The sequence below is a fragment of the Paraburkholderia sp. SIMBA_054 genome, from assembly GCF_046534875.1.
Taxonomy (GTDB): domain Bacteria; phylum Pseudomonadota; class Gammaproteobacteria; order Burkholderiales; family Burkholderiaceae; genus Paraburkholderia; species Paraburkholderia hospita.
Genome location: NZ_JAWRXV010000529.1, coordinates 1 through 298, shown reverse-complemented (window position 1 = coordinate 298; position 298 = coordinate 1). Strand labels below are relative to the sequence as shown.

The following is a 298-nucleotide window of genomic DNA, read 5'->3' as shown; positions in this document are numbered from 1 at the left end:
GGCAGACGGCTTGGCGAGTTGCACGTCGCGCTCGCTTCGCCAACCGACGACCCGGCGTTCGCCCCCGAACCGACGAGCGCCGAGCAGGTGAAGGCGTGGGTCGACGGCACGCAGTCGATGCTCGCGAGCGCGCTCGATCTCCTCGCGCCGCGCATCGACCAGTTGCTCGATGCGGACACGAAGGCGCTCGCGCAAAGTCTGATCGACCGGCGCGCGGCGCTCGTCGAAGCTGTCGACAAGCTCATCGCGCCGGACACGCAGGCGCTGCGCATTCGCATTCACGGCGACTTCCATCTGG

The 298-nt window shown here is 68.8% G+C and carries 1 protein-coding gene; it reads left to right on the top strand.

Annotated elements, in window-relative coordinates:
- On the top strand, nt 1-298 hold a 298-nt coding region (locus tag SB822_RS56205; protein ID WP_410858993.1), incomplete at both ends, for a hypothetical protein.